We start from the raw sequence: 24,347 nt of genomic DNA, 5'->3' as shown, positions 1-24,347 counted from the left end.
TACCATGCAGTTGCACTGTAAACCGGCGATGCCCAGTTTTACAATGCGATCGCATGGTGAAGGTGGAGAGGAAGGCGGCGGTACCGTGCCGAAGATCGTGGATCACGAAGCGCGCAGGACGCGCCTCGTCGAGGCCGTTTGGTCATTGGCCGTGCGCGGCGGCATCGAGCAGGTGTCGCTGCGTAAGGTCGCCGAGGAGGCAGGCGTCTCGATGGGCCAGATCCAGCACTACTACTCCTCGATGCAGGCCCTGATCCGCGACGCCCTCGACCGAGCCGTACAGGCCGTCAACGCCACCATCGAGAACGCGGTCACCGCCGCCGACACGACCAGCCCGGAGGCTGTCCTCCACGCCTGCCTCTACGCCCTGATCAGCCCGGCCCAGGAGAGTACCCGGCTGATGCGCTTCGCGCTGGCGGCCGCGGGCCGGGCAGTCTCCGATCCGACGATGGCCAAGGTCCTGGCGCCGGGCGACGACGAGCTGCTCACCTTCACCGCCGGCCTCATCACGGCAGCCCGGGAGGAACGGGGCAGCAAGCCACGCTGCGAGGAACGTACCGACGCCGATATCTGCTGGTCCCTCGCCACCAGCCTCGGCGTGGACGTCGCCCTCGGCTACCGCACCCCAGAAGCCGCCGAACGTCTCCTCGACCACCACATCGAGCAGGTCCTTCGCTAGCCTGTTGCAGAACCGCTTGCAGAACCGGGAAATGATCTTTCGCGACTGTTTCACGGCGCCTCCCAGAGCAGCGGAAATGGGAGCACAATCGGGCAGTCGACCTTGGCTCAGGTGGCCGGATCTGAGCGAGATCGCCGTTCTGCAACAGGTTTTGGCTGGCGCGCGACGCCGGACGCCTGCTCCTTGCGGTTCTTCTCGGAGCCGTTCGTCCGCTTGCCCACGGCCCGCCCTTCTTTCTCTCTGACGACAACGCGCAGCGTGGTCCAGCTTGTTGAGGCGCGGCGGGCGTGCTGGTTGTCCGGCTGCTACCAGCGCAGGGTCGGCCGGGGGCGGGGGGCGGGGGCGAGTCCGGCCTGCTCGGCGACGGCGACGAGGCGCTCGGCGGCCTCTTGGCCGACCGCCTCGACTAGGCAGTCGAGGTTCGAGGCGATCAGGAGCCAGAAGCGCCGCGGCAGCAGCCTCAGGCGGGCGACGGCGTCTGCGAGTGCTCCCGCTTCCAGGGCCATCATGGCCTTACGTCGGGTGTGTCGGGCTTCAGCGGCACCTTTGCCTCGCGCACCAGGTCGACCAAGAGGGTCAGGTCGTCGATGACCGTGACCGCGGTGGTGTTCTCGATCAAGCTGGGCTCGTAGCTGCGCCCGAGATCGTGGGCCTGGTGGACGGTGATGCTCTCCTCGCGGTAGCCGGAGGCGAGAAGAGGGGCGCAGCCCGGCGTAGGCGGCGTGGGACTTGCCGGACCAGTGTGGTGCCAGGAGGAGCAGGCGGGCGGTGTCGCCGCCCAGGATGGTGGAGCACCGGCTGGGGCTGGATACCGAGGCGATCGCCGAGCTCGTCGGCGGGGAGTGCGATGTCTTCACGTCCGCGTGCGCAGATCAGCTGGCCGTTCTGCACGGTCCCGTCGGCAGACGTGCCCTGCGAGGCCCTGGGTGTGCCGGCTGTGTCCACTCGCCGTGTCCATACCGCCTCAGCTCCGAGACGCGGCCCCGCCTTCGCGCGGAACATCGGCCGGGCAGTACACGTGCCACCGGTACCCCCGGCGGACACGGACACCGGCGCCTGCTTGTACGTACACCTCGCAGTGCCCGGCCGCGCACACCGCCGCGTACTTGTTTGAGGGCAGTCGGCCCACGCCCCGCTCCCCACGTCACTCAATGGGTCACGATTCGCTGGCTCCCGGGCGATCCACCCGGGAGGCCCGCTCACAGTAACCACCACCGAACCGCGTGCTGCTGCCGCACCTGATGTGATCATCTGACTCCCCCATGCCTGCCAGGTTCCGCGCAGCCGGGGGCAGCCGGTGAACATGGCGGATAAGGCTGCCGCCCCACCGGACTCCATCACCCTACTGCCCCCTACCAACGGACCGCCGCAGCCCTCAGGCGGCAGATCCTGTCAGGACAATTGCAGCCGGGAGAACAACTGCCCTCCGTACGAAGCCTCCAGGAGCAGTACGTGATCGCCGGCGGCACCGTCCAAGCGGCGCTGCGCCTACTACGCGCCGAAGGACTGATCGACGTCGTGCACGGCCGGGGCAGCTTCGTCGCCGCACCCCTGCCCCCCAGAGGTAAACTTCACAAAGGCGATGAGCGCCGGGGCGGTCGATACCCATCGCACCGAGGAGTTGGAGAACACCTTGCGCGAGATCCTCAGTCACATTCGGCCGCAGGGGCATCCGGCCTGGAAACTCAACACCTGCCTAGTGACCAACGCCCAGCTGGCCAGGTGGTGGGCAGTGCTGGGTGTCACCTCTGCAGAGAGACCAACATGAACACTCTGGCTGAATTGCGTGCACCCGCCGCCGGTCTGGAGGGACGGATGTTGCCGGTGTCCGCAGGCCCGCGTACCGGCGACGGACGCATGTGGTTAACAGAGGCCGCAGCTCTGGAGGCCGAATCCGACCGGCTGGAGGCGTTGGGCGCCAGCAGCTCTCTTCAGACACTACGCGCAGGAACTACCTGTCTATAGCCGCGGTTTTTTGCACTCCTTGGGTGAGGCGGCCGATTCGGTGAAGGCGGTGATGAGCTTCTTCATGTCAGATTCGGCTGCGTTGTCATGAGTGACTCGCACCGACGCGAAAAGCTTGTCTTTGAGTCCGCCCTGGTTCGGGCAGTTCACGATCCCCACTGCTCCCGTGTTCGAGTAGATGTAGCGGTGGTCCTTCGTCATTTCGTCGAACGGTCCGACAGCGACTGCGTCCTCAGCGACACGTCTCAGCGTGGTGTCATGCCCCCACCACTCAACGGTCGCCGAGAAGGCCTCATGGCCGTCCACGCGAAGGCGGCAGCGCTTGTTCCAGGTGCTGGAGGTCGGGTGAACGGAGATGTGCTGCCCTGCGGGGAGTACGGCTTTCAGCAGATGTGCAGGGACTGCGATGCCGCACAACGAGTCTGGAGGGCTGTACTCGGCGGGCGGGCTGGAGCAGCCAACTGCGGCGATACTGATGGCGAAGGTCACGAGAATCGGCAGGGAAGCCCGGGTTCTTGCGCCACTACTCATCACGTACTCATCCTCCACATGTGGGTTGTCTGCTGACCCGACCTCCGCGGCAGTTCTCTCGTGCCGTCAGCCGTCGAAGTGGCCCCCGTCGACGCGATGTTACGGAAGCAGGTAGACCGTGTACCGTGCCTGGACAACCAGCACCTGACGGCGCGGCTGGAACAGCGCGGGCGCAGCGTGACGGGGTCTCAGCCTGGCTCCGCAGCGGTGTAGAACAGCGAGAGCGGCAGGACGCCGAGACAAGCCTGTGGCGGCGGAAAGGAGCCGGTGTCCGGCGTCGCGCGCCAGCCAAAGCCTGTCGATCACGTCTCGCAACAACTCGCAGTCTGGTGCGGGGATTTGCCCGCCGAACCGGTTGACCGACGCCCGGTACGCCTCCGCCAGCTGTGGGTCGCCAGCGCGAGAATGCTGGAGAGCGGAGGCTCACCTGGCTCTGACGTCTCATCCACCCGTACGACCAGCTGGCGTCGGTCGTCCTCAAGCTCATCTGGTACGCCCCGGGGCAGGCGCCGTTCACCCCGGAAGCGCCGCTACCCTTCCTCAGTGCCTGTCTGGATACCTCAAGATCACAGGTCAGAGTCGTCACGTGCCGGCGGGAATGAGTTGCCGTTTCACTGGCGCGTCACGGTGACGGCTTGCAGCGGCCCGTGAGTCCACATTGATGCTCTGTGAGCTCAAGCGGACGGCGTGACCGGGGACCGCATGCCGAGCCACTGCTCGGCGCCCCATGCCTCGAACCGCTCCACCTCGGCGAACCCCAGCTTCACCGCGAGACGCATCGAGGCGGCGTTGGCGCTCTGGGTGGTGAGTACCACCGGCTCGCCGGGAAGCACGCCGGCGAGCCAGCCGAGGGCCGCCGCGCACACCTCGGCGGCGTACCCGGATCCCCAGGCCTGCGGCAGGAACAGATAGCCGAGATCGTCTTTCCCCACAGCAGTCGGGTGGCGATGCCCTGTTGCCCTCCTGAGCGGGATCTGGCCGATCATCGACCCGTCGAGATCGACGACGAAGCTCCCGGGCCACCACCCGGGCATCCCGGACAACTCGCGCTTGAACTCGTCACGTGGCCGGGGCCTGCCGAGGTAGGCGTGCACCTGCGGGAGGCGAGCAACTCGATGAACGCCGCCCCTCGCAAACCACAGTCGGGGGCGTGGGTCATGATGTTTGCATGACCGCATCCACGTCCGTTTCCCCCACCCTTGCAGAGAGGCCTCGTCGAACCATGCCGGGGTCGCTATGGCGTGGGGCGGTGATGATGCTGGCCGCATGTGCGGTGGTGGCCGCTGGAGCGTGGATCGACTCGAAGTTCGTCATCGACTCCGGCGTGGAGCTGGCCAGCCTGGCAAGCACGGTCGTGGCGCTGGCGATCGGTGTTACCGCCGTCCTCTGGCTGCGGGCCCGGGACGGCTTCCTCGTGCCCATCGTCCTGAGCGCCGACGCCGCCGGTATCGGCGGCGCGTACACAGTCCGGGACGGGCTGCTGGACGGTGGCCGCCTCCACCTGGACACGCTCGTCGTCGACCTCCCCAACATCATGGCAGCAGCCGGAACCACCGTCTTGATCCTGACACTGGCCTGGGCCGCCATCAGTGGACACCGGCACCCGCGTAAACCGGGGACCAACATCGGTGACTCCGCACGCCGCCCTGACTAACGCTATGCCGTTTGGCGAGCCGCGAGAGCGAGAGGAGGAGGAAGTCCGTAACAAAGTCCCCAAGCGTCCCCTCCTCTCCCTCTCACCCCCGACAACCCCAGAACAACCCTCTCGGAACCCCCTCGGAGGGTTCCGAGAGGGTTCCGAGCACGGGGCGGTGCGGCGGGCGAAGGCAGTGGCACCGGGCAGCCCTGGCTGGCGCGCGGCGACGTCGGCCGTTAGCGCGCATACCGAGGAGCAGCGAGCCTCGCGCCGTGCGTCTCGCTCCACGAGTTGTAGCTGGACGAACGCGGTCGGCACGTCTTCAGCGGCCAGCAGAGCACGGGTGGTGTCGGGCGCGCGGGCTTGACGCTCTGGTGTGGGCAGCGGTGTTCTGCGGGAGGCTTGGGCTGCCCTCAGCCATCATCCGAACAACATCTCGGCAATCCGCTCGAACGCCGCGCCGACGGTCTGCTGCTCGTGGGCATCTGCTTTGTCGTTGATGTACGGGACGGTCGGGGCCAGAACCGGGAGAACGGTGTTCAGTCCTCAGAGGTAGTCCTGCGCGCGGGCCCCGGCCTGCTTCCGTGCGCCGAGCAGCACAATCCCTGCGCACCTTACCTCCGGGAACGGCGCGAACATGCCCTTGAAGTCGCTTGAGGTTAGCCGCCAGCGCACCGTCCACCGGTTCGCGCGCATCACCGCCAGCCACCTCTCGTCCCAACGGGCAGGAAGGCTGCGGCCGTTCGCACCGGTGGTCTCGCCGTCGAGCAGGTCCCCCGGGCCGGGGTGGTGCCCAGGCTGGCGACGCCGATCCAGTGGTCGGCCGTCCAGGCCGGCCTCGCCGACAGCCCCTGTTGCCGCAGGCGGATGAACCTGGTTGTCCGTAGCGTGATCACCGACGGACGGTCAGAGCCCAACTTTCTACCCCTGTTGATCTCGCACAAGCGCCTCAGTGGGGGACTCCGTACCCACCGGGCTCTCCGTTCGCAATGGCCTGGCAGCGGGCTTTGCGGAGAGGTTTCGGGTGCTTCGCGCGCCGTGGGGACTCGCCTTTCCGAAGTGCGGCAGCAGGCGGACTCTGCCCGTACCGGGCGAGCCGGGGTCCCCCTTCACGGCCATGGGGCCGTGCTCCGGCCTGGCAGGGGGGTGGGCGCCGTGCTCAGTACGGAGCAGATCGGCAGCGTCAGCATCGAGCGCTATGGGCAGATCGTGGAGAGGCTGCGCGAGGCCGTCGAGAAGTTACCGAAGAGCTCGTTCATCATCGGCGACGGTGCGCTGGGAGTCGTCCCGATGCAGGAGTACGGCGGCCGGTCGGTGCGGGACGACCTGTTCGGGGTGCCAGCATGGCTGCACCGACTGTCGGAAGACGTCAACGTGCCCTACAACACCCTGAAGTCGTATCGGTGGGTGGCCAGCCGGTGGCCTGAGCAGCACCGATTCTCTGGAGTGGCGTTCAGTACCCACCAGACCCTGGCCGCGATCTCTGACGACGAGGAACGGTGGGCGGCGGTCAAGAACCCGCCGCTGGACGAAGGGACCGGCAAGCGGCGGTGGACGCCGGAGACCGCCCGGCAGCGCGTCGGCTACCACGGGCCGGGCCCGGAGACAGCGCAAGGGAAGACCGAGGCCGTGCACGACCTGGTCGCCGACGGGCAGGTGGCGACCTGATCTGCTGCGGCGTCCATCAAAGGCACTCAACGCCATGACCGACGACACCGCCCGGCACCAGGTCAATCACGCTCAGTACCTGTTTTGATCCTCGGGGCACCCCTTCATTGCTGTGATCGAGCTTGAGATGCTGTGACCATGCATGCCTTGGTTGCCCCGCTGGTGCCCGTTGGTTGTTTGGCTACTGCACCCCAGCCGTCCATACCGGTGGAGGGTGGTTTGCTGCTGCGTCCCTGGCTGGTAGAAGACTCTGCTGCCGTTGTGAAGGTGTTTCAGGACCCGGACATTCAGCGTTGGCATCTGAAGCGGGCCGACTCAGAAGTGGAAGCCCGAGAATGGATCATGCAAGGGCAGCGGGGTTGGCAAGACGAAATTGCCACCCACTGGGCTGTCGTCGACGCCGACAGCGACACTGCTCTCGGCCGGGTTTCTCTGCAATCAGTGATCCTCATGGGCGGTCAGGCTGAGATCTCGTATTGGACCGCACCCTGGGCCCGCCGTTCTGGTGTCTGTTCCCGAGCTGTCGCCACGGCAACTGACTGGGCCTTGAACGTAGCCGGATTCCACCGTCCGGAACTCGGGCATTCAGCGAACAACCAGGCGTCATGCCGCGTGGCGATCAAGACGGGTTTCTTGCAGGAAGGCGTCCGTCGCAACGCGCTGCTCCATGCGGACGGCTGGCACGACATGCATCTCCACGCCCGCACCCGATAGCACGCTTGATCCGGAACCGCCGTCTGTTTGCTGGTCAAATAGGGGGCCCTCTTCGCCCGACTGTCCGTTCGCGGCTCACGCCGGGTCATGACGCCGGGCTCGTCAGCACACGGTCCCGAAGCTGGTCTGTGAGCCGGTTGATCGCGTTGACCAAGGATGTCACGCCGTCGATCGGCGCTCTCCTACGTCAATTGCGGCTTCCGCGTCCTCAATGAGTTGGAGAGCATCGCCCGCGAGTTCCCCCACCCGTGGCAGCCTCTTGCATGCTGAGACCGAGCAACTCGTCGGGAGCCCGCGCAGAGGTGAGGCCCGCCAACTGGCCTTGGCAGGACGCCATTTGCTGGAGAGCAGCATTCAGGGGTTCGTACGGCACATCTCGGCAACGAATCACAGCACCCAAAGTCACCCATTCGGTGGCGTGATCAAGGGTTCAGAGATGGGTTCTCAGCGAACCGGAGACTGCTGCGGCAACCTTCGAGGCGTTCTTGCAACTCGCGGTGCTCCTCACCAGCTGCCGGACCTAGCGTTTCAAGGTGGCGGTCTCCGTGGCCGTAGCGTGGGTCAGTTCACCGACGCCGGCCGTCTCCCTGTCGCGGAGCTGACCCATGAGCTCACCGATGCGGTTGCGCTGGGCTCGGATCTCGCTGTGCGCCTGGGTGAGTCCTTCCTCGGCATTGAAGTTGAGCGCCGCCTGAGGTTGGGTGTCGCGGATGCCCACCAGAGCGGGAGGCTGGACTTCTACCTGCCGATTGCACAGTTTGGTGACACTCCCATCGCGTCCTCGTTCGTTGCCGGCGAGGTCAACATGAATGTGATCCTGGAAATTCTCTCGGCTCCATGACATCCGAAGACGGCGGGTATGATTCCGTCGAGGTTGACGGTGTGCCCGGAGCGCGACGCGAATTAGCCATGGAGGCGGATGCCGACGAAAATATCGGGTTGGCCTCGTGCCGCGTGCACTATATGGCCGCTGTACCGAAGGATCCCGGCCGATGGCTGACAATCACCTCCTCAACCATGGGAGGCGGCGATCCAAATGATGAACTGGCAAACGCCACGGTGTCCCTCTTCGACACCATAATCACAACGTTCCGTTGGAGTGCAACATAATGAGCTGGCTAGAAGTCGACTACGACGTGGAGACATGGGTTGAGATCCCCCCGGAGTGGACTATCGGGGTGGAGCCTCTTGAAGGTGACGACAGCCAGACCCCCCTCCAGTGGGCGCACGAGACGGCTCAGATCTGCTGGGAGGATGTTGTCGAGGATCCCGACGAAGGGAGCGTAGGGTTCCTCGCAGAAACTCTTCTGGAGTGCGTCGAGAGATATCCCAAGATCTTCCCCGGGTTCGAGGTGTATCTCTATCTCCCGGAACCGGATTCGATGCCCATTCCAGTGTTTCTGACCAGCTTCGAGGCCAAGGGCAACAAGGATGAGGAGCTGCGCCTACTGACTCTTGCGGACGATCCTGAAGCTATTGAGAAACCAATCGCAGAGGAGTTTTTCACCGCATCCCTGGGGTCTGGATTGCGGGTGCTGAGATATACGGTCGACTCTGAGAGCAATGCGGTTCTGTCAAGCCTGCGGTATGCGTGGCGTGACACGGAGCATGACCAAGATGTGGTTGTCCTCGTCAGCTCTCCAGCGCCGGCCCAGATTCTCGGAGCGCTCGATGCCATCGATGCGTTGTGCCACACGATTACGCTGCGGGCAGACGACTACGTGATTCCTGATGACGAGAGCGACGACTGATACAAGTGGCGCTCCAAGCCGCATGGGCGTGCACAGGGCTGGCGCAGCAGACAGCCACTCCAGCCCTGTGTTGCAACGCTCTTGGAGTCACTTACTCCTCGCGGCCCTGCCCAGCTCGTCGTCGATCTGCTCGAACTTGTCGGCGGCATTGGTGAGGTAATCGCCCATGCCGTGCAAACCATCCTGAGTTTTCTTGGCACCGGTGACGAACTCATCGAAGTTCTCGTCAAAGGCCTTCGACGCGCTCTTGGTGACGAAGCCCGTTTCGACCAGGTTCGCGATGTACTCGGCGACATCGTCGCCGTACCCATGGCCCGCACCACACGCGACGTCGGACTCCTCCACGCGAAGGCGATGTTCTCCGCCCTCACCGCCCACGGCGTCCAGTGGGCCGACGGCAGCCAGAGCAGCGCGGAAGCGGGGATCTGGTGCACCGGCTTCCGACCTGCTCTGGCCCACCTCGCCCCGCGCAACCTCCGCGATACGCACGGGCACATACCCACCGACGGCACGCGCGCTCTCGACGAGCCGCTGCTGCACCTGCTCGGCTAGGTGACTGGACCGGCGCCGCCTCCGCCGCCCTCATCGGCGTCGGGCGACCGGCGTGGGAGGGTGTTGGTCGCCAGGCCACGGTGGCCCGACCCGGCCCGCGCGTGCGCCGCGCGGTCGGCGTCCGCAGTGGATCCCCGGGGGGTGTTGGCAACGGGTGCGTCCCGATGGGCGGTCGGGCTGCAGGTTCCCGGCGTCACGTACGACCCGGTGCCCGCCCGCGGCGATCGGCTGCTGCGCCTGTGGGGCATCGACGGATCCTGGGCTTCGGTCGCGGTGGACGACTGGCAGGCACCGCAAGCCGTCACACAGCATGGCCCGCGGCGGGTGTGGGACGAGGTGTGCGCGGCCTGGCAGCGGTGGGAGGAGCGCGGCCGGCCCGGCCGCAACCGTTTCGGCATCACGACCCGTCGCACGGGTAGTTGCCGTATCTGGGTCGACGACCCCGCCTCCCCACTCCCTCGCCACGACCTGTCCGTGGACGCAGGCGTCTGCCGTCGTCGGTCAGGCGGTCCACGCGCCGTCCTCGGCCCGGCCGGTGGAGATCTGGGGTGTGACCGGCCGTGCGGGCGCAGATCCGGCCGTTTGCGCTGTGACGGGCGGGGCACAGCCTGCCAGTTCCTCGCGAGTGAGCGCCGCACGGTCGTCGGGAAGGTTCTGGGCGGGCATTGTCGCGCGGGCCTGGCCGCCTTACTGGATGGCTGGGACACGGCGGGCGGGGAGCGCCGACGTAGCGCTGTACGGGCGCACGCAATCTCAGGCGGGTGTGGGCGCGGGTGCGGGGCGCAGCGCCGCGAGTGGGGAGCGCCGGCCTTTCTCCACCGCGCGCAGCTCCCAGTCGACTTCGGGGTGGGCGGGGATGACCGCGTCGACGCAGGCGGTGGTGTAGAGCGCGACGTCGACGGCCCCGGCCCGGCTGGTGCCGAAGCGGACCTCGATTGACTGCGGGGAGCGGACCCATTCGGGCCGGACCATGTGGTCGAAGTCGGCACGGCGTACCCGTAGGCGGGCGGCGGCCTGCTCGGGGCCGAGCGGGGTGTCGGCGGCGACCAGGTCCGCCAAGTCCTCGCGGCGGCAGACCTGGTCGACCTGGTCGGGGTGGTGCAGCGTCCCGTCCGGGTTCGCGCTCAGGTCGACCAGCAGGCCGCGGTCGACGAGCCGGCGCACCACGAACGCGGTCACGTTCGCCCGCTCGCCGTACGTGGTCGGGTTGGGTGTGCCGAGCGCGTTGGCGATCCGGTCGGCCGCCGCGCCGCCGCTGATCGGCGGGGAGGGCATCGCGGCCCGGATGGCGTCGGCGTCCAGCGCCTCCACAGCGGCCCGGGACCACTACCAGGAAGACGCGTCCGGCGCCGGGATGAGGCCGGTGTGCCGCGCCCACCGGAAGGCAGCTGCGGACACCTTCAGGCGCTTGGTGGCCTGGGTCGCGTCGTACTCAGCCCGTCGTACTCGTGCCATGAGATCACCTCTCGTTCGATTAACAGTGGAACATAACATGGCAGAACGTTCTTAGAAGTAGCAAGCTGCCATAAAAACAGGCAAGTTGGGCCCACGCGGCCGGAGCTGCGCACGCGTACACGAGGAAGAAATTCACCCGTCCGGGGCGACGCCGCGCCGCGGTCAACCCTCGGGCCCGGCTGCCACGAACCACTGCACCGCCCGTCCGGTCGCTACGCGGCAGAACGTTCCAGTCCGCCACCAAACTTCGGGAACGAACGCAAACGACTCCCCGGGCCGCGAAAGGATGGGGGCATGATTCAGCTCCCCACCCTTGCCGCCGACCGTTCGGGCGACCGCACGGTTCAGCTCGCCGTCACCCAGGCCCGGCACTCCGAGCACCCCGACCGCACGACCTGGGGGCCCGACGACACAGCGCCCGCGCATGACCACTGGGACTGGCGGGAGTTGGTCGTAGACGGCGAAGGTGACCTGTGGATCCGCCTCACCGGCGATGGCCCGCACAAAGGCGAATGGCAACTGCGCGGCCACAAGCCGCGGCTGCCCCTCGAAGAGAACAGCAGGCCGCTGCCGTGGCAGGATCTGGCCGCCGCGTACGGGCCGCTCACGGACCTCCCCGATGACTGGTACCGCCAGCGCAACGAGATCCTCGAAGCGGTCGCCGACGCGATGAGCGACATGGACGACATCCTCTTCCACGCCTGGGGCGCCAACACGCGCGGCACCGACCGCGCACACGACCCGCTGATGAGCCGAAGCACGATAGCTGTCACCAAGGCAGGCCAGTTGTCACCGGGAGCGCCGGACAGGACGTGCTGAGCCGGCCGCTGGGGGCGCGGGGAGCTCCGGCGACTGGCTAGAGCGCCGGAGCTGGTGACACCGGTCCTGCTTTGCGGGCTGCTGGTGACAAGACGAGCGCCGTCGGGCGCCGGGCCGGCCGGGAGCGCGTGTGTGAACCGGCGACCTGCTACGGGCCGCCGTGGGAGACGCCGGATGAGCAGTTGTTCCGCCAAGACCTCTGCTGCTTCGCCGCCGCACCTGCCCTGCCAGCTCCCCGAACCAGGAGGAGAGACGCCATGAACGCTCAGGATTCGGGCGCGGCCCGACACGATCTGCGCATCAACGTGCCGGATGACGTCTACGAGCAGCTGCGCCCTGAGCCCCGGGGGCCGTTCTCCCCCTGGCGAGAACAGGCCGGCCCACACGCGGATCATCGCGGCATCGGATGTGCCCGTCCGGTCACCGCATGCTGCCCACCCGCACCTTGCGCCAGCGTCTCCCCGCCACGTATCCAGGGAAGTTGACGATCTCACGCCAGAAGAGGGACTCCCGTGCACGATCACGAGAAGGCCAGCTCTCACACCGGGGCGGGCAACAGCCGTATCCCTGCCCGTTGGTCCGTATCCGCCCCGCCCCCGCAGCATGGCCTGCTCGGCCTACAGGCCGCTGCGGGCAACGCCGCGGTCGTCCAGATGCTCCGCAGCGCCGACCGGCTCGATGTGCAACGCGCCGTGGAGCCACGGACTGCCCCCGTCGCCGGTGCCGCCCACGAGGGTCGCGGCGGCCCGGTCGCCGTACAGACCGCGCCCACCGACGGGAAGCCGCCGCCCGTACCGAACAAGCCCGACCACCTGAGGCTCGGGGGGGCCGCGCAGACCTCCAGCGCCGATCAGACCAACTCGGCCGGGCAGACGTCGGCCGCCGCGGAGTCCGCGCAGACGCCCGATATTCCCGCGCACGGGTACACGCTCGCCGAATCGGCAAGCCTGGTCGTCTTCCGAGCCGATGGGCGCTCTCCCGAGGTCATCCGGCAGGCGAACGGGATGAGGTCCCGCAACAACCCGTCCGTCGCGACCGAACTCGCCGCGTTCCTTGAGGACCCGATCGCCTACGCCCGGGCCCATGTCAGCAGCCCCAAGCCGACCTTGGTCTCCACGGCGCTGGACGAGGACTGCGGCGGGTACGCCAGCAACGACCGGTACCTCTACCAGATCCAGGTCAGCGGCTGGCATAAATTCGCCGCGCCGCCTGCGCGGAGCAGGATCCTGACCAAGCCGACGGTCTACGCCAACAGCACGTCCCTGGAGACCGCGACCGCGGCCGTCATCGGTCCCGTCGGCCCCACCCAGGAAATGGATTTCATCGGGGGAATCCCCCTGGCGGCCCTCACTGGCTGCCGCCGACCGGGGGAGAGCGGCTTCAGCGCGCTCTGACGCCCGCGACGGGGGGCGGTGCCTGCCCGGGGACGGGCCCGTCACCGCCCCGTCATGCCCCCGCCGCCCTCAGCAGACGGGGAGTCTCGGGACGGGCTGGTCGTTGTCGGTCCGGGCCCAGCAGACGTTCGTTCAGCACCTGTGGAGCCGACGCGCGAGATGGACGGTGATGTCGGCGTCAATCGCCGCGGCAAACGACTCCCGGTCCGCCCCTTGATCAAGGGCTCGGGGCGTACGTCGCTCTCCTCCAGGCTCCTCGGCTCCTGTACAAGATCGTGCACCGAGCAAGACGCCTCGTCCCCACCGGCCCGCCATGAGGCCGCCCACCGCCTCGTCACCAAAATCCAGCCCGGCCTGCCCGCATCGACGTCCGTCGACACAAACAGGTTCTCTTAGCTGCACTGATGTCGACCACCTTTCCTGACCCAGCACGTGTAGCGACCATGACGTCACGGAAGCGCGGCGCAGAGCCGCCGACTCCCGATCTTCGCTTCTGGTGACAGAAAGAATGCTGAATGAGCGCATGTGACAAGTCGAATGCCTTGTTGGTGACAACCAGGCTGCTTCGCCCGGTCTCATTCACCACGTCATCCGGCTCTGCTGGTGACAACTGCTGTGCTTCGGCACAGCTGATCGGCGGCGACGACACAGACGACATCATCGTCCGCCACGCCCAGAACGTCGCCGACGGGCTTACCCAGCAGGCTGCCAAGATCCGCACCTCCCTGGCAGTGGCGCACATGGTCACGCCCTTCGAGCGCACGAGCTGACCAACCGCTGCAGCCGGAGCCCCTTACGACCGCGCCCGCTGGAAGGCGGCCGCGAACCCCCACAAACGACCCCGACCATGGGGCTGAGCATGGGCCCCGCCGCACCGACCCCAAACCCCGACCACCGCTGGTCAGCACGATGCAGTGGGGATCTCCCCTCTTGGTGCGTTCACCCCACCGAGTACGGTCCGACGCATGGCGACCCTCGACGCGCTCCTGGCGGCGCTGACTGAACTGCGCGGTGATCTGGAAGCACACGGCTGGCAACCGGATGAGCACGAGCGCGTCGGCATCCCCAACCTGACCGGGCACCGTGTGCGCGAGCACGATCTCCCTGAAAGCGATCTGCTGGCTTCGACCGGTGCCTCGTCTTGACGCACTATCCAAGCCGAGCTAGCCACCCGGCGTGGCTGGATCAGCCAAAGGCTGACTTTTCTGACCCGTGAGTACGGAACGAGGCTGAAATGTCTGCGGCTGACCGGCAATTGGCCGGTAATTCTGCCGCTATCCCTTGATGATGGGACCGCCCATGCGGCAGCCCAAACAACGCTGGAAGGTATGCATATGACGGTGGATGCCAGCACGCAGCAGGAGCGCGTCGCGGGACGGGTGTGGACGGTACGCCTGGACCCCTACGGCCGCCCCTCTGCCGGCACGGTCCGGCTCTCCTGCTCCCGCCCGCCCTGCCCCGATTAGCGTTTCACCGACGCCGCCGCGGGCCGCAAGGGCGCGGTCGAACACGTCAACCTGTACCTGGCCCACATCCGCGCAGGCGGCGGGCCGCGCGGCGACGCGTGGTGCGCCTGCCGGGCCGACGACTGCGCCTGGCACACCCCCGATCCGACCGCTGGACCACGCGGCAGCGCACGGACGACGGCCGGGTCCGGAGCAGTGCGATGCGGCGGCCCGGTGGTCCTGACCGTGTACGCGGACCGAACCGGACAGCTGTGGCGGATCGCGGAGATGTGCGCGCGGTGCGCGGCCGCCACCGCTGACTGCCGTGTCCTGGACACCGCCGCACCCCCGGCCCGCACCACCCCCGGCCGGGACGAACCCGCCGGCGACAACACCGGCCGCCACGGCGGGCGATCAGGTAGCGGCGGTCTTCTCCGACCACCACCCCTCCCCCGCGACCGGTGCTTCGTCCGCCCCCGCCACCGCACCGGTCCCCTGCGCCCGCGCCGCCTCACCGGCCAGCACGCCCCGGCGGGCGAAGAGATGGGGGAAGATCGCCCAGCGGATCGTGCCGCACGACCTTCAGCCCGACGTCCTGCGCCTGGAGCTCATCGACCTCGGGGACGCCTTCCGTGCCAACCAGCAGCGCACCGAGCCCGACCTCGCCCTCCTCGCCGAACTCCACGAGCGCAAGGCCCGCGCCTTCCGCCTGTGGGCCGACGCCAGCGGCGACGGCGCCCTGCAGCACGAGGCACAACGAGCCGATAAGGCCGCGCAGACCACCCGCGAGATGCACGCCAACCGCGGCGGCCCGCCCGCCGGCGGCACAGCGGACGACGACGGTCCGGTGGTGGAACGGCTGCTGGGCCGGCAACAGGCCGTGCACGCCCGGGCCGTGCTGGACCACGTCCAGGCGCATGCCCCGCGCCCGGAGGCCGAGGTGCGCCTGCAGTGCTCATGCTCACCCTGCGGGCCGCCCCGCCGGCGTCCGGAATGTCACCGGCCAGGACCTCACCGGCTGGCTCCAGGACGATGCCGAGCGGATGCTGCAGCAGCTGGTCGACGCCGACTAGCTGCGCCTGCCCGGCACTGTCGCCGAGGCGATGGCCTCCCGTCCCGAGAACCCCGTCGCGGTCACCGTCCCCACCCTGCTGCCCGACCGGCCCCGCCCGTTCACCTTCGGCAAGACCACCCGCACGAGGATCTCCGGCTGGGCCCAGAAAGTCGTGGGTTCGTCAGGGGGCGGTGACGTCGGCTCGGCGCCGTGGCCGCCACCTCCACTGAGACCGGGCCGTGGCAACGGCCTTTCGTGGACCGGATGTTGTCGGCAGCCGTGCACTGGCGCGCGGATCGCAGCTGGAGCAGACTCCCATTGTCATGGTCTCGCTCAATCTATGCGTTCCGGAGGATCCCATGGTGTGGAAGAGGTTGGCCGTGATCGCTGCAGCTGCCGGGATGGTGATGGGGCTGAACGTGCCCTCAGCGAGTGCGGCGGCCGCGAGGTCAGCGTTCGAGGGCATGCCGCACATAGACAAGTGTCTGGACTATCGGTCTGATCCGGGATTCGGAGTGTATGTGACCGACTGCAACTTCGGCGGCTACCAGACGTGGTACTGGGACGACAGCATCGATTACACAGCCCTACGGCAGAAGGCCACGGGATTATGCCTGACGGCGCGAAACGGACTCATCGCGATGAAACCGTGCCTGGCCGACGATGAGGCAGCGTACTGGGACGTGACACAATACGGGGAGGACGGTGCACTGATCATCAACTGGGTAACGAAGACGTGCCTGGCCAGGAACACTCAGGACCGGGTTCAACTGTCGTCGTGCACGGGTGGGCCTTCCCAGCGGTGGGCGGTCCGGCACATCTCCTATTAATAGCTGACTCTGTCGGGGATCTTGCGCGACACAGGGTCGGCAGGATGATCGCTGCGAGGCCTCGCTCGTGTCCAGCAAGCTGTACGCCCTGTTCAGCGGTGCGAAGCCGTGGAGCGCAAACCCGATGTGACGCTCTTACGGACGCCGCTATGGAGGCGCGTGAGACCGGTGAGCCTTCTGAGGCGTGATCGCACCTTCGTCGAGCCCCGGGCCGCTGCCTGGCTCAACCAGGTCACCTAGGTCGTATTTTAGAAGTCGGTGGTCCATCCGGCTGGCCGCCCTGGAATGTTGCGTGCGGCCAGCCAGACGATGAGGTCGAGGGCGATGCGGCTGATGTCCGTTTCCGTGTGCACCCTGTGCTCGTGAGGGGCTGAGTCGCGGCGGACGATCTCGTATCCGCCTTCGTCCAGGACGGCCACGGACGCGAACCAGGTTGGATCGTCCGTATCGGGCTCGATGACGATGAACGTGTTGTCCGTGTCGTCGAGTGCGCTGATCATTTCGAACAAGGCGTCCTCGGAGGCGCCCTCAATGTGGTCACCGTTCTCGCTGACGACGCCATAGCCTCTGGCCCCCAACGGAACGGTCCTCTCCCTGTGCCCGGCACCCGATCAAGTCAGCATCGCATGGGGCGGACTCCAGCCACTCGTTGATCGCTGCGACTTGGACGACCGCCAGGTAACGCACAGCCAGTTTGTCGAACCTGGTGGCCACAGCCCGGTTGTGCTTGAGACGATTGATTCCGCACTCGACCGCATGACGAGCCTTGTAGTCCTCGCGGTCAAAGGCAGGAGGCCGTCCGCCTGTTGACCCCCGGCGCCTTCGATGTCCTGCCTGATCAGTCGGCTCCGGGATGGTGCACCGGATGCCCCGGCGTCGCAGATAGGCACGATTGGCTCGGGACGAGTAGGCCCGGTCACCCCGCACCCGCAGCGGACGGACGCGAGGACGCCCCGCCCCGAGCCGGGGCACGCGAATGGCTTCCAGTACGGCGATGAACTGCGGACTGTCACCGCGTTGTCCAGCCGTGATCAGCACCGATAACGGCCGTAGTCCCTGCTCGCAGGCGAGATGGATCTTCGTGGTCCACCCGCAACGTGAGCGTCCCAGACCATGGTCGTCGGGCTCGGGACTGCTTCCGCCCGGCGGTTCCTTCTGGCTCTGCCCGTCGCGCCGGGCACCGGCAGCATGCTGATGGGCACGACAGATCGTGGAGTCGACGTTCACCTCCCAAGTGATCAGCCCGGCCGCGTCAGCCCGGGTCTGCAGACCTGTGAGCACCTGTGCCCACACACCACCGCGCTGCCAGCGTCGGAAAAGCCCATAGACGGTCTGCCACGGCCCGTATTCCGCTGAACGTCCCGCCACGGTGCCCCAGTCCGCACCCGCCTGCGAATCCCATCGATCAGCTTTCGTCGATGCCACGATGGCCGGCCCAGCACGGCAACCGGCAACAACGGCTCCAGCACCGCCCACTGGCCATCCGAAAGATCCCCTCGCCCCACACCGAGATCATCACGGCCCAAGGCACGGCACAGCAGCCACTTCTAAAACACGACCTAGGGGTCAGCAGTCCTGCATCGCCCCGTCGCCCTCAAAGGTCGCCACCGCACTTGGTCTCCCCCGGCGCACGGCCGCCTGATCTCACGCGGGCTCATGGAGGATGTCAGCGGGTGCCGGGAGTCTTCGGGTTCACCTGCAGCCAGTGTTCGTTCGGCTGGGAGGTCTGGGATACACCAGCGTTCGTCGCGCCCGACTATGCGACCGCCCCGATGCGCCCCCGAGGAGGACCCGGCCGCGGCACCTGCGTCCTGCCTGTGGGGTGCCGCCAACAACAAGTGCATCAGTCGGGAGTCGTTTCACCCGAAGAGCGCCGGCACCACCGAATACGCCGCAGTGATGCGCAAACGGCTCGGAGAGCTCGGATACACGGGATCCTGACGGAGTGACCAAGGAGACCACCAGGCGCACCCGGCCGACTACAGCCGGGTGCGCAGCCATGACCGTACTGGCTGCCGCTCTCATACTCATCGCCATCGGGCTGATCGTCAGCATCGCCGTGCCGGCCTTCTTCGAGAGACCCAAGCCTTCCGGGGAGGAACAGCTCGGCAAGCAGTCAGGACTGACCCTGTACCGCCTCCGCCTCGCTGTTGAAGACGGCCGGCTGACCGGTGCGGAAATCGCTCAAGCAGCCGGAGGCAAATGGACCGCGAAACGCGACCCGGACGCATCTCGCATTGTGGTCGGCTACGAGCCGGGCCCCTCGTGCTACCTGTTCGAGGTACCCGTGCCGCCAGGTCCGAAGGCCGCGGTGACGCGTGAACGCATCAAGCACTGCCCTGCCTTCGATGAGAAGACCAGCACGGCTGGAGTGTCGACCCATGGCACGCAGCCGAGGCCCAGGCAGGACGGCCGAGACAGGCCTTCGTCGATTCCAGCGCAGTACCGGTAGAAGGTGGAGCAGCCTCACGACCCGTTGTCGGCCGCGTCCTCGCTGCTGGGCGTCAAGATACCTTCGGCGGGAACGGTCGCGCCGTCGTCGCCCTCGCTGGTCTCGGCCTCGTACCGGGCCGGGGCGGTCATGCGCTCACCGCCGCGACGGCGGCGTTCAGGAGCGCGACGGCGTCGGCCTCGTACGGGTCGGTGAACAGCTGGTGGTCGCTGACGTCGAACGGCGCGTAGCGCGCGGTGATGCGGTGGCCGGGCACGAGGGTCGTCTCCTGTCCCTCCAGCGCGGCGGTGAGCCGGTCGTAGTCCTGCTGGGCATGCCGGGTCTGGGTGTACGGGCCGACGCGCAGCAGGGTGAAGCCGTTGAGGCTGTCGTCGCGCTTGCAGGCCTCGAGGTAGAGGGCGTAGTGCGCGAGCTCCGTGCCGATGTCGTCGGGCAGGGACAGGTTCGCGGCGGCGTGGGTGAGCATCGCGTAGCCGGGCTGCCAGATGCCGAGGATCGTCGCCGTCTCGCAGCGCAGCCAGCCGCGCTCGGTGTAGCCGAGCTGGCGGCCGTGGAGGTAGGCGGAGGCGTGGCCGGTGTCGGGGTGGACCAGGGCGACGGCGATCATGTCGGGGCCGTGGTCGTCACCGGGCCTGGGGTGTGCGCGTTCCCACGAATGGCCCGATCCGCACGGCGATGTCCTGGGAACAGCCGGGTGTCCAGGGCTGCGGGTTGCGCAGGGCGGTGAGCATCGCACGGAACTGGTCGACGACGGCCTGGTCTTCAGGGGAGAGAGCGCCGGGGGCGCGGTTGCAGCGGCGGAAGCGACGGATCATCGGAGGGTCTCCTGCTCAATGGTGGGGTCGGTGGCCGGGCGCAGGTAGCGGGCGGCGGTGTTCACGAAGGCGTCGTGGGCGTTCTTCGCGGCCTCACGGGCTGCGGTGAGGTCCTCGGTGGTGGCGTACGCGTTGCGGATCGCGTACGTGAGCGTGATCATGCGGTCGGCGGCGGCGCGCACGGCCTGGTCCTCGATGAGGACGCGCAGGGCGACCAGCGGGCGGGTGATGGCGCTGCGGGTCGTGTGGCTCTCGCTGCGCAGGGCTTGGACCCGGTCGGTGCCAGCGTTCGTGAGGACAGCGTCGCCGCGCGCCCAGAGCGCGCGGCGGTGGTCGCTGGTGGCGCAGGCGAGCGCGGTGATGGCCTCCAGGCGGTCACGGCGGATCGCCTCGCCGTGGCTGGCGCGCACGGAGTGTCCGGCGGCGCCCCCCTGGAAGCGGCCGGAGACGAGCGCGCCCAGCAGGGTGGCGACGATGGCGAGGGCGGCGGCGATGAAGGTGGGTAACACGCGGTTCCTCTCGGTGTGCTGGAGGAAGGTGGGAAGGGGGGAGCGCCGCGCCCGGTTCTGCTGGCCGGGGGCGGCGCTGCGAAGGGGTGCTACTGGGAGGCGGCATCGGTGACCACGAGGAAATGGTCGGTGCGCAGGTCCATGACGACCTGCGCGTTGGCGCCCCTGGGCGCGCTGCGCGGCGGCGTACTCTTCGGCCGGCCACGAGCCACGGGGTGCTTCGGCGGGGAACCGCTCCAGGACGGTCCGAGTCTGCGTCGTGGCGGCTATCAGGCGTCGCCGCCTTTCACGCGCTCGTGGATGTCGATGAGGTGGGCGGTGGCGTCGGGGTTGTCCGTCCAGCCAACCCGCGCTCCGTACGCGGTGAAGACGGGGACCTGGTCGCGGTCGGCGTCGAGGATGACGACGTAGTCGCCGTACCTGTCGAGGACCATGTCCCGCAGGAAAGGGAGTGGTGCGGCGTCCAGGACCCCCAGCACGTCGCTGGTAAGCCGCGCAGGCGCGCCGGGCGCCGACTACACCCGCCCGGTCCAGCGCTGGACCTCGGGACGTGTACGGCCGGTCTGGCCTGCGGCGCCGTCCTGCGGCTTGGCACGACGCTGTGGCTGGTCCAGGGCGCCTGTGACGCGCAATGCATAAGCACCCGCCCAGTTCACAGGGCTGCTTCGTGTTTCGGCTTCGCCGCCGCGGGCGCTCGTCGCCATCACTCGCAGCTGTCAGACCCGGGCTACCGAAGCCCGTGCCACCTTCGACTCCTACGGCCGCACCCTGGCCGCCACCGACCTGACGGCGGATGTCACCGTCACCGGCACCGGCGATCCGGTCGTGGCCGTGCGCAAGGACGGCCGCACCACCACCACGGCCTACAGCCCGGCCACCGGGATAGCCATGAAGATCACCGAGACCAGCCCGCCGACCAAGGCAGCCGACCCGGCCTCGGCACAGACCACCGTCACCGAACTGGAGCCTCTGCGCGGCCAGCCCGCCACCAAGATCGACACGAACGACAAGTGCATCGAGATGACGTACGACGCGCTGGGCCGTTCCGCGAAAGTCTGGCTGGCCGACCGCAAGACGAGCCAAACCCCCAGCTACCAGTTCAGCTACTTCGTGGACGAGGGCAAGGCAGTCGCGGTCCGCAGCCAGACACTGAACAACGAAGGCGGCCAGGTCGCCACCTACACGATCTACGACGGATTCCTGCGCGAACGCCAGACCCAGACTCCCGGCCCCGACGGCGGCCGCATTCTCACCGACACCTTCTACGACGAACGCGGCCTGCCCAGTAAGACATTCGCCCCCTACTTCGAGGCCAAGGAAGCACCGGGTCGAGCCCTGTTCAAGCCGGACAACGCCTGGAGCGTGGAGAGCCAGACCCGCACCACCTATGACGGACTCGCACGCCCCGTTGAGGAGCAGCAGATCGCCGGCACCGGCGACGGCGGCAAGGTCCTGGCCACCACCAAGACCATCTACCGCGGCGACCGCACAACCGTCATCCCGCCCGAAGGCGCCACCGCTACCACCACCCTCACCAACGCCCGCGGCAAGACGACCGAACTGCGCCAGCACCACACCCGCAACCAGAGCGCGGCCTTCGACACCATGTCCTACAGCTACTAACTGACCAGCGCAGCACCGTGCTCGCCAGCATCTACGACAACCTCGGCCGCAGAACCGAGCTGCGCAAGGACGGCGCCACGGGCGATCTGCGCGCCAAGTGGGTCTACGACACCATCGCCGGGGCCAAGGGGCAGCTGGCCGAGTCCACCCGCTACGTGGACGGACAGGCCTACACCTCAAAGGTCACCCGATACGACTCGCAGTACCGGCCGATCATGACCGCTGTGGTCATCCCCGACAGCGAGAAGGAGCTGGCAGGCACCTACCAGAGCGGCACCACCTACTTTCCCTCCGGCCTGGTCAAAGGCGTGAGCTACTCGGAGGCGGGCTCCCTGCCCGCCGGCGGGTACTCCACCACCTACGAGAAGCAGACGCTGCGCCCCGTCTCCGTACTGGGTGATGGCTTCCAGGCCGACACCAGCTACACCCACACCGGCAAGCCCTACTGGAACGAATTCGGCAGCACCAACGGCAAGAAGACCAAGGTCACCTACAGCTACGAACAGGGAACCCAGCGCCTGGCCACCTCCAGGGTCGACCGCCAAGACCAGAGCGGAGTGGACCAGCACAACTCCTACCGCTATGACGAAGCGGGCAACATCCTCTCCGTCGCGGACGTCTCCCGCACCGGCACCGACACCCAGTGCTTCACCTACGACTACCTGCGGCGGCTGACCGAAGCCTGGACCCAGAACGACAAGACCTGCGCCGCCGCTCCAGCCGCGGGCAAGACCGGTGGGACAGCCCCGTACTGGCACTCGTACACCTACGACAAGGCCGGCAACCGGCTGACCGAAACGCTGCACGACGTTGCCGGAGACGGCACCAAGGACACCGAACGAACCTACGACTACCCCAAGCCCGGCGACCGTCAGCCACACGCCCTGGACTCTGTCACCACAAAACAGCCCAGCGGCACCACCACCAAGGACTCCTACGACTACGACCCCACCGGTAACACAATCGCTCGCGCCCTGCGCGGTGGCACCCAGACACTCACCTGGGACGCCGAAGGCCACCTCGCCAAGGTCAGCGAGCCGGTCGAGGGCGGCAAGGACAAGGTCACCGAGTACCTCTACGACACGGCAGGCAACCGCCTGATCGCCCGCACACCGACCGAGACCACCCTCTACCTCGGCCACACCGAGGTCACCCTGCCCAAGGGCGCCACCAAGGCCAAGGCCACCCGCTACACCTCTCTCGGCGGCGGCCACCAGGCAGTCAAGGACGACGACGGCACCATCACCTTCACCACCGCGGACCACCAGGGCACGGGACAACTCTCCATCGGGGCAGCGGATCTGAAGCTGGCCCAGCGTCACACGCTCCCCTTCGGTGGGTTGCGCGGCGAGACACCGAAGTCGTGGCCAGGCACCAAGGGCTTCGTTGGCGGCACCGACGACACCAAGTCGGCGGGCTTCACCCACCTTGGCGCCCGCGAGTATGACCCATCCACCGGCCGCTTCCTCTCCGTAGACCCAATAATGGATCTGACGGATCCCCAGCAGAACAACGGTTACACATACGGCAACAACAACCCCCTCACCTTCCCCGACCCCACGGGCGAAATTCCCTGCAAGGATGGCGTCAAGCAATCCTGCGGTTCCACCTGCTCCATCATGGTGTGCACGGGCGGCGGCGGTAATAGGGGTGGCGGAGGACGCGGCGGGGGCGGTGGTGGCCACACCTGGGGCGGCGGCAGCAACTCCGGCACCGCAGCCGGCTCTCAGGCTCGTCAGCAGTATCGATGCGGCGGGTTCTACCCGCAGTCTGGTTACGGTACCGGTGGGGACAAGTTCCTCAAGGCTCAGGCGCAAGACCACACCCCGGTCCCCGACTTCTTGGATACGCTAGCGAGCGCGGCCAAAGCCGTCGTCCGCAAGATCACCAAGGGCCCGGATCCTCGGACTCTATGCAACCCAGATGATCGCACGGACTGCAAAGAAGTCGTGCCTCTCACTGGATCAATCGATGTAGGGCCCGGAGGCCTCGCACGGAGCCTCGTTGGAGCTGCGGCCAAGTCCGCTACCAGCACGGCGGTCGTCGGGGGAGCCCTCAAGGACCTGCCTAAGGACTACTCGCGGCGTACCGTGGGAATCCTTGATGTCGGCGGAGACCGGCTTCCTATGATCAGCGGCCGCGGCGGGCAGTCCGAACTGCTAAAGAACCTCCGAGGTCGATTGAAGGCGAATTCAAATCACGTAGAAACACACGCCGCCGCATTCTTGCGATCTAATGCAGGAATCAAGAAAGCGGTGCTGTACATCGACCACCCGACGGGAGCGTGCGGCGCGTGCAAGAGCACGCTGCCCGACATGCTTCCGGAAGGCGTTAAGCTGTGGGTTGTTTCTCCTCGAAAGACTGAAACATTCGTTGGTCGCGCAGACTAACAAATATAGATGAAGGGGAGGGTCGAATTTGCAGATTCGACCCTCCCCTTCGCGTACTGCCTACT

General features: G+C 67.4%; 26 protein-coding genes and 6 pseudogenes. 19 read left to right on the top strand and 13 right to left on the bottom strand.

The window, feature by feature from the left end:
• Positions 1–97 precede the first annotated feature (97 nt).
• Positions 98–679: a TetR/AcrR family transcriptional regulator gene (locus tag ACZ7LU_RS22210; RefSeq protein WP_471917731.1), complete on the top strand. Its 582-nt coding sequence runs from the start codon at positions 98–100 to the stop codon at positions 677–679.
• Positions 680–984: 305 nt separating this feature from the next.
• Here the strand turns inward: ACZ7LU_RS22210 and ACZ7LU_RS22205 are convergent, their stop codons facing one another.
• On the bottom strand, positions 985–1,188 hold the full coding sequence (locus ACZ7LU_RS22205; protein WP_471917730.1) for a hypothetical protein: 204 nt from the start codon (positions 1,186–1,188) through the stop codon (positions 985–987).
• An 853-nt stretch (positions 1,189–2,041) separates the two neighbouring features.
• Here ACZ7LU_RS22205 and ACZ7LU_RS22200 point away from each other — a divergent pair.
• A pseudogene (locus ACZ7LU_RS22200) lies at positions 2,042–2,644 on the top strand (GntR family transcriptional regulator); the annotation flags it as partial.
• Here the strand turns inward: ACZ7LU_RS22200 and ACZ7LU_RS22195 are convergent.
• Complete coding sequence (locus tag ACZ7LU_RS22195; protein ID WP_471917729.1) at positions 2,639–3,133, bottom strand: hypothetical protein; 495 nt, start codon at positions 3,131–3,133, stop codon at positions 2,639–2,641. The pseudogene ACZ7LU_RS22200 and the gene ACZ7LU_RS22195 overlap by 6 nt on opposite strands.
• Before the next feature lie 716 nt (positions 3,134–3,849).
• Positions 3,850–4,301, bottom strand: a pseudogene (locus ACZ7LU_RS22190) (GNAT family N-acetyltransferase); the annotation flags it as partial.
• A gap of 126 nt (positions 4,302–4,427) precedes the next feature.
• Here ACZ7LU_RS22190 and ACZ7LU_RS22185 point away from each other — a divergent pair.
• The 7 genes from ACZ7LU_RS22185 (at position 4,428) to ACZ7LU_RS22155 (ending at position 8,944) form a co-directional block, all read left to right on the top strand.
• Positions 4,428–4,829 carry a hypothetical protein gene (locus ACZ7LU_RS22185; RefSeq protein ID WP_471917728.1) on the top strand — a complete coding sequence of 134 codons (402 nt, stop codon included), beginning with the start codon at positions 4,428–4,430 and terminating at the stop codon, positions 4,827–4,829.
• Positions 4,830–5,966: 1,137 nt separating this feature from the next.
• Entirely contained in the window at positions 5,967–6,479 is a 513-nt protein-coding gene (locus ACZ7LU_RS22180; protein WP_471917727.1) for a DUF6192 family protein, read from the top strand.
• Between the two features lies 1 nt (position 6,480).
• On the top strand, positions 6,481–6,567 hold the full coding sequence (locus ACZ7LU_RS22175) for a DUF6192 family protein (protein ID WP_471917795.1): 87 nt from the start codon (positions 6,481–6,483) through the stop codon (positions 6,565–6,567).
• A 50-nt stretch (positions 6,568–6,617) separates the two neighbouring features.
• Positions 6,618–7,193 carry a GNAT family N-acetyltransferase gene (locus ACZ7LU_RS22170; protein ID WP_471917794.1) on the top strand — a complete coding sequence of 192 codons (576 nt, stop codon included), beginning with the start codon at positions 6,618–6,620 and terminating at the stop codon, positions 7,191–7,193.
• A gap of 556 nt (positions 7,194–7,749) precedes the next feature.
• Positions 7,750–8,034, top strand: a complete 285-nt coding sequence (locus tag ACZ7LU_RS22165) for a hypothetical protein (RefSeq protein WP_471917726.1) — start codon at positions 7,750–7,752, stop codon at positions 8,032–8,034.
• Positions 8,031–8,303 (top strand): hypothetical protein, encoded by a 273-nt coding sequence (locus tag ACZ7LU_RS22160; RefSeq protein ID WP_471917725.1) that lies wholly within the window; start codon positions 8,031–8,033, stop codon positions 8,301–8,303. The genes ACZ7LU_RS22165 and ACZ7LU_RS22160 overlap by 4 nt, the downstream gene beginning before the upstream one ends.
• Positions 8,288–8,944: a hypothetical protein gene (locus ACZ7LU_RS22155; protein WP_471917724.1), complete on the top strand. Its 657-nt coding sequence runs from the start codon at positions 8,288–8,290 to the stop codon at positions 8,942–8,944. The genes ACZ7LU_RS22160 and ACZ7LU_RS22155 overlap by 16 nt, the downstream gene beginning before the upstream one ends.
• An 87-nt stretch (positions 8,945–9,031) precedes the next feature.
• Here ACZ7LU_RS22155 and ACZ7LU_RS22150 read toward each other — a convergent pair whose 3' ends face one another.
• Complete coding sequence (locus tag ACZ7LU_RS22150) at positions 9,032–9,289, bottom strand: WXG100 family type VII secretion target (RefSeq protein ID WP_471917723.1); 258 nt, start codon at positions 9,287–9,289, stop codon at positions 9,032–9,034.
• On the opposite strand from ACZ7LU_RS22150, the gene ACZ7LU_RS22145 reads away from it, so the two are divergent.
• Positions 9,254–9,496: a hypothetical protein gene (locus ACZ7LU_RS22145; RefSeq protein ID WP_471917722.1), complete on the top strand. Its 243-nt coding sequence runs from the start codon at positions 9,254–9,256 to the stop codon at positions 9,494–9,496. The genes ACZ7LU_RS22150 and ACZ7LU_RS22145 overlap by 36 nt on opposite strands.
• Positions 9,497–10,249: 753 nt before the next feature.
• Here the strand turns inward: ACZ7LU_RS22145 and ACZ7LU_RS22140 are convergent.
• Positions 10,250–10,951, bottom strand: a pseudogene (locus ACZ7LU_RS22140) (hypothetical protein).
• A gap of 294 nt (positions 10,952–11,245) precedes the next feature.
• Between ACZ7LU_RS22140 and ACZ7LU_RS22135 the strand changes: the two are divergent.
• The 5 genes from ACZ7LU_RS22135 to ACZ7LU_RS22115 all read left to right on the top strand — a co-directional run bounded on the left by ACZ7LU_RS22135 (position 11,246) and on the right by ACZ7LU_RS22115 (position 14,630).
• On the top strand, positions 11,246–11,770 hold the full coding sequence (locus tag ACZ7LU_RS22135) for a hypothetical protein (protein ID WP_471917721.1): 525 nt from the start codon (positions 11,246–11,248) through the stop codon (positions 11,768–11,770).
• 512 nt (positions 11,771–12,282) lie between these two features.
• Entirely contained in the window at positions 12,283–13,164 is an 882-nt protein-coding gene (locus tag ACZ7LU_RS22130) for a hypothetical protein (RefSeq protein WP_471917720.1), read from the top strand.
• Between the two features lie 515 nt (positions 13,165–13,679).
• Positions 13,680–13,934 carry a hypothetical protein gene (locus ACZ7LU_RS22125; protein WP_471917719.1) on the top strand — a complete coding sequence of 85 codons (255 nt, stop codon included), beginning with the start codon at positions 13,680–13,682 and terminating at the stop codon, positions 13,932–13,934.
• A 195-nt stretch (positions 13,935–14,129) separates the two neighbouring features.
• The gene (locus ACZ7LU_RS22120) at positions 14,130–14,309 is read left to right on the top strand and encodes a hypothetical protein (protein ID WP_471917718.1); all 180 of its coding nucleotides are present in this window, start codon (positions 14,130–14,132) and stop codon (positions 14,307–14,309) included.
• 189 nt (positions 14,310–14,498) lie between these two features.
• Positions 14,499–14,630 (top strand): hypothetical protein, encoded by a 132-nt coding sequence (locus tag ACZ7LU_RS22115; protein WP_471917717.1) that lies wholly within the window; start codon positions 14,499–14,501, stop codon positions 14,628–14,630.
• Between the two features lie 490 nt (positions 14,631–15,120).
• Here the strand turns inward: ACZ7LU_RS22115 and ACZ7LU_RS22110 are convergent, their stop codons facing one another.
• Positions 15,121–15,528, bottom strand: coding sequence for a hypothetical protein (locus tag ACZ7LU_RS22110; RefSeq protein WP_471917716.1), 408 nt, complete (start codon positions 15,526–15,528; stop codon positions 15,121–15,123).
• Between the two features lie 458 nt (positions 15,529–15,986).
• Here ACZ7LU_RS22110 and ACZ7LU_RS22105 point away from each other — a divergent pair, with 458 nt between their 5' ends.
• Entirely contained in the window at positions 15,987–16,493 is a 507-nt protein-coding gene (locus ACZ7LU_RS22105) for an RICIN domain-containing protein (RefSeq protein ID WP_471917715.1), read from the top strand.
• 248 nt (positions 16,494–16,741) lie between these two features.
• Here the strand turns inward: ACZ7LU_RS22105 and ACZ7LU_RS22100 are convergent, their stop codons facing one another.
• The gene (locus ACZ7LU_RS22100; protein ID WP_471917714.1) at positions 16,742–17,071 is read right to left on the bottom strand and encodes a hypothetical protein; all 330 of its coding nucleotides are present in this window, start codon (positions 17,069–17,071) and stop codon (positions 16,742–16,744) included.
• Positions 17,072–17,132: 61 nt separating this feature from the next.
• Positions 17,133–17,998 (bottom strand): annotated as a pseudogene (locus tag ACZ7LU_RS22095) (IS5 family transposase); the annotation flags it as partial.
• Positions 17,999–18,492: 494 nt separating this feature from the next.
• Between ACZ7LU_RS22095 and ACZ7LU_RS22090 the strand changes: the two are divergent.
• Positions 18,493–18,945 (top strand): hypothetical protein, encoded by a 453-nt coding sequence (locus tag ACZ7LU_RS22090; protein ID WP_471917713.1) that lies wholly within the window; start codon positions 18,493–18,495, stop codon positions 18,943–18,945.
• 127 nt (positions 18,946–19,072) lie between these two features.
• On the opposite strand, the gene ACZ7LU_RS22085 is transcribed toward ACZ7LU_RS22090, so the two are convergent.
• The 5 genes and pseudogenes from ACZ7LU_RS22085 to ACZ7LU_RS22065 all read right to left on the bottom strand — a co-directional run bounded on the left by ACZ7LU_RS22085 (position 19,073) and on the right by ACZ7LU_RS22065 (position 20,703).
• On the bottom strand, positions 19,073–19,552 hold the full coding sequence (locus ACZ7LU_RS22085) for a hypothetical protein (RefSeq protein ID WP_471917712.1): 480 nt from the start codon (positions 19,550–19,552) through the stop codon (positions 19,073–19,075).
• 16 nt (positions 19,553–19,568) lie between these two features.
• Positions 19,569–19,760, bottom strand: coding sequence for a hypothetical protein (locus tag ACZ7LU_RS22080; RefSeq protein WP_471917711.1), 192 nt, complete (start codon positions 19,758–19,760; stop codon positions 19,569–19,571).
• A complete protein-coding gene (locus ACZ7LU_RS22075) occupies positions 19,757–20,269 on the bottom strand; it encodes a hypothetical protein (RefSeq protein WP_471917710.1) in 513 nt (170 codons plus the stop codon). Before ACZ7LU_RS22075 ends, ACZ7LU_RS22080 begins: the two co-directional genes overlap by 4 nt.
• Positions 20,270–20,358: 89 nt before the next feature.
• Positions 20,359–20,539: pseudogene (locus tag ACZ7LU_RS22070) on the bottom strand (hypothetical protein).
• Positions 20,539–20,703, bottom strand: a complete 165-nt coding sequence (locus ACZ7LU_RS22065) for a hypothetical protein (protein ID WP_471917709.1) — start codon at positions 20,701–20,703, stop codon at positions 20,539–20,541. Before ACZ7LU_RS22065 ends, ACZ7LU_RS22070 begins: the two are co-directional and overlap by 1 nt.
• Positions 20,704–20,989: 286 nt before the next feature.
• Here ACZ7LU_RS22065 and ACZ7LU_RS22060 point away from each other — a divergent pair.
• Positions 20,990–23,526, top strand: a pseudogene (locus tag ACZ7LU_RS22060) (RHS repeat domain-containing protein); the annotation flags it as partial.
• Positions 23,512–24,282, top strand: a complete 771-nt coding sequence (locus ACZ7LU_RS22055; RefSeq protein ID WP_471917793.1) for a DddA-like double-stranded DNA deaminase toxin — start codon at positions 23,512–23,514, stop codon at positions 24,280–24,282. The pseudogene ACZ7LU_RS22060 and the gene ACZ7LU_RS22055, both read left to right, overlap by 15 nt.
• Positions 24,283–24,347 lie beyond the last annotated feature (65 nt).

This window comes from Streptomyces sp. NPDC039462 (genome assembly GCF_055639375.1).
Note: the sequence above shows the minus strand (reverse complement) of the source record. Positions and strands in the feature narration are given on the sequence as shown.

Excerpts from the sequence above, each read along its gene's own strand:
- ACZ7LU_RS22170 (WP_471917794.1), top strand. The coding sequence starts at position 6,618 with ATGCATGCCTTGGTTGCCCCGCTGGTGCCCGTTGGTTGTTTGGCTACT.
- ACZ7LU_RS22125 (WP_471917719.1), top strand. The coding sequence starts at position 13,680 with ATGAGCGCATGTGACAAGTCGAATGCCTTGTTGGTGACAACCAGGCTG.
- ACZ7LU_RS22145 (WP_471917722.1), top strand. The coding sequence starts at position 9,254 with ATGGCCCGCACCACACGCGACGTCGGACTCCTCCACGCGAAGGCGATG.
- ACZ7LU_RS22160 (WP_471917725.1), top strand. The coding sequence starts at position 8,031 with ATGACATCCGAAGACGGCGGGTATGATTCCGTCGAGGTTGACGGTGTG.
- ACZ7LU_RS22110 (WP_471917716.1), bottom strand. The coding sequence starts at position 15,528 with ATGCGCCTGGACGTGGTCCAGCACGGCCCGGGCGTGCACGGCCTGTTG.
- ACZ7LU_RS22080 (WP_471917711.1), bottom strand. The coding sequence starts at position 19,760 with ATGATCCGTCGCTTCCGCCGCTGCAACCGCGCCCCCGGCGCTCTCTCC.
- ACZ7LU_RS22205 (WP_471917730.1), bottom strand. The coding sequence starts at position 1,188 with ATGATGGCCCTGGAAGCGGGAGCACTCGCAGACGCCGTCGCCCGCCTG.
- ACZ7LU_RS22185 (WP_471917728.1), top strand. The coding sequence starts at position 4,428 with ATGATGCTGGCCGCATGTGCGGTGGTGGCCGCTGGAGCGTGGATCGAC.
- ACZ7LU_RS22105 (WP_471917715.1), top strand. The coding sequence starts at position 15,987 with ATGGTCTCGCTCAATCTATGCGTTCCGGAGGATCCCATGGTGTGGAAG.
- ACZ7LU_RS22085 (WP_471917712.1), bottom strand. The coding sequence starts at position 19,552 with ATGATCGCCGTCGCCCTGGTCCACCCCGACACCGGCCACGCCTCCGCC.
- ACZ7LU_RS22090 (WP_471917713.1), top strand. The coding sequence starts at position 18,493 with ATGACCGTACTGGCTGCCGCTCTCATACTCATCGCCATCGGGCTGATC.
- ACZ7LU_RS22115 (WP_471917717.1), top strand. The coding sequence starts at position 14,499 with ATGACGGTGGATGCCAGCACGCAGCAGGAGCGCGTCGCGGGACGGGTG.
- ACZ7LU_RS22055 (WP_471917793.1), top strand. The coding sequence starts at position 23,512 with ATGGTGTGCACGGGCGGCGGCGGTAATAGGGGTGGCGGAGGACGCGGC.
- ACZ7LU_RS22135 (WP_471917721.1), top strand. The coding sequence starts at position 11,246 with ATGATTCAGCTCCCCACCCTTGCCGCCGACCGTTCGGGCGACCGCACG.
- ACZ7LU_RS22120 (WP_471917718.1), top strand. The coding sequence starts at position 14,130 with ATGGCGACCCTCGACGCGCTCCTGGCGGCGCTGACTGAACTGCGCGGT.
- ACZ7LU_RS22065 (WP_471917709.1), bottom strand. The coding sequence starts at position 20,703 with ATGGTCCTCGACAGGTACGGCGACTACGTCGTCATCCTCGACGCCGAC.